At 68.6% G+C, this 2204-nt stretch carries 2 protein-coding genes; both read left to right on the plus strand.

Annotated features, from left to right (window positions below; genetic code table 11):
* The first annotated feature begins 140 nt into the window (after positions 1-140).
* Positions 141-1445: a helix-turn-helix domain-containing protein gene (locus ACWGJ2_RS40235; protein ID WP_453351382.1), complete on the plus strand. Its 1305-nt coding sequence runs from the start codon at positions 141-143 to the stop codon at positions 1443-1445.
* A gap of 95 nt (positions 1446-1540) precedes the next feature.
* Complete coding sequence (locus tag ACWGJ2_RS40240) at positions 1541-2014, plus strand: helix-turn-helix domain-containing protein (RefSeq protein WP_453351383.1); 474 nt, start codon at positions 1541-1543, stop codon at positions 2012-2014.
* Positions 2015-2204: the final 190 nt, after the last annotated feature.

Genomic DNA, 2204 nt, shown 5'->3' on the forward strand with positions numbered 1-2204 from the left:
CCTCTCCACAGGGACTCGCTGGCCTCCCCCGGGCAGCCGCTGATCTGGTCCTTCTCGGAGACCTCACCGGACGTTACGCGGCGGGCAGCTACAGCAAGCTCGACCGAGGCGGAGTCGCTCATCGCGAAGGGCGACAGGGCATGGCCGAGCACGGCCACCGGATTACCGCGGCGATCGCTTGCCACGTCGCCCGCGCTGGCGGAACCGCCGATGAGCTGGCCCAGCTGCTGCTCCACCCCGACCATGAGGGCGGTCGGCACGCCCGGCACATCGCGCTGCGCTCCGGGCAGTCGCGCGTCCTGGACTACATCCGCCGGGTGTGGACCAGCGCCTCGGCGGTGGTGAGCAGCACGAGCGTGCTGGAGTCGCGGCAGCACGCCTACGAGGTCCTCGGCGCACTGCGCGAGCGGATCGAAACGACGCCCTGGCGTGGGGAGCGGGGACGGACCGCGCTGCGGGTGCTGCGGGCGCATCTGACCTTCGCCGAGATCACCGGCGGGCCCCTGCATCACGCCAGTGAGCGACAGACCGCCGAGGAGGCCGGGATCTCCCGGACGACGTTGCGGGTCGTCTACGAGACCGTTCTCAAGCCGTGTGGCTGGCTGCGCCGGCTGCGGGTCGGCCACGGCAACGATGGCTCCACCTGGTACCTGGGCGACGGCAGCGTCGACCATCACGGCGCCCCCGATTCATTGTCTCGTTTCCGCACCACTCAGTACCCCCCCGGCCCGGCACTTGAGGAGTGGTCCGCCTCTGAGACAGAGGTGGGGGCCGACATCGACTCCGCCGTCGTCGGCCACCTGATGTCCCACGATGCCTTCGCTCACCACGCGCTCGGCAGCTCAGCCCTCATGATCATCGGTGCCTTGCACGCCCGCCCGGACCAGACGGTCGGCGAACTTGTCATCACCTCGTCCGTCTCCCGCGCAACCGTCTACCGGACCCTTCAGCGCCTCAGGTCTCACGGCCTGGTGCAGCACGTCGGCGACATCTGGAACCTGACCCCACACGCCGTGCACGACCTCGCTAGTCCTCAGGAAGCTGTTTCCGGCCCAGAAGCCGTGGCCTCGCGCGGGTGGGATGCGATCGCCCGACGATACGGAACCACGGGCATCGCCGCGCGTCGACAACTCCTCCACGCCACGGAACGCCGCACTTACCGAGCGGCGTTGGACCGGCTTGCAGAACACCGCAGCAAGGCCACCGTCATCGTCCGCGACGGTCGCCTGATCCTCGTCCCGGCGCTCCGCCCCGACGAGATCCCCTCCGCTTCGCACATGCCAGGCGGATACGTCATTGATCCGTCCACCGGCTGCGCCGCTCCCGACTGGCGGATCGCCACAGACGGACGGCTGATCCTCATCACCCCAGCTGACCAGCGCAGTTACGACGAGCTGACAGCCGCCCATGCCGAAGCCCTCAGCGAATGGGAGTCCACCACATGACCGCACACGCCCGGAACACGTCGCCCGAGAGCGGAGCGCCAAGCCCGCGGGCATTGCGTGCGCGATACGAGTCCGGCGCTACGGTTGACGAACTCGTGACCGATAGCGGGCTGAGCTACGGCACGGTTCTCAACCGGCTTCACAAGGCCGGGACCGTGATGCGCACGCCGTGGCAGACACGACGGTTGCGCGAAGACCCGCACGCGCGTCGGCGGCTCGCGGTCCGTCTGCGCGCGCTCTACGAGAAGCATGGCGCGACTCTCAACGAACTCGCCGCTACGGCGGGGAAAACGAGAACCGTAGCCCGGCGCTTGCTGGTCGAGGCTGGCGGCACCGTGCGCACCACGCAGGAGACAGTGCTGCTGCGCTCCGCGGCGCGAGCGGCCAAGCGGCAGAAACTCGCGCTGTCCCTGCGAAAGCGGTACGAGGACGGGGCCGCAGTCCCTGTGCTCGCCCAGGAGTACCGCTTCTCCACTGCCACGGTCTACCGGCTTCTGCGTCAGGCCAACACGCCCATGCGACCCCAGCACCGTCACGGCCCTGCGCACCGGACGAGGCAACGATCATGAGCGCGCTGTCTCTACTTGATGTTGCCCGGAGCATCGCTCGACTCAAGGCCGCCCTCGTGCGCCGTCCCCGGCACAGGTACGTGGCAAGGGCACACCCTCGCCTCCAAGCGGAGCCTGCGAGTTCGAGTCGACACCTTCGACGAATCGCGCCAAAACAACCCCCCTCCCACCATCAGTAGATCAAGCACAC

This window comes from Streptomyces sp. NPDC054796, from assembly GCF_053611545.1.

Excerpts from the sequence above, each read along its gene's own strand:
- ACWGJ2_RS40235 (WP_453351382.1), top strand. The coding sequence starts at position 141 with ATGGCCGAGCACGGCCACCGGATTACCGCGGCGATCGCTTGCCACGTC.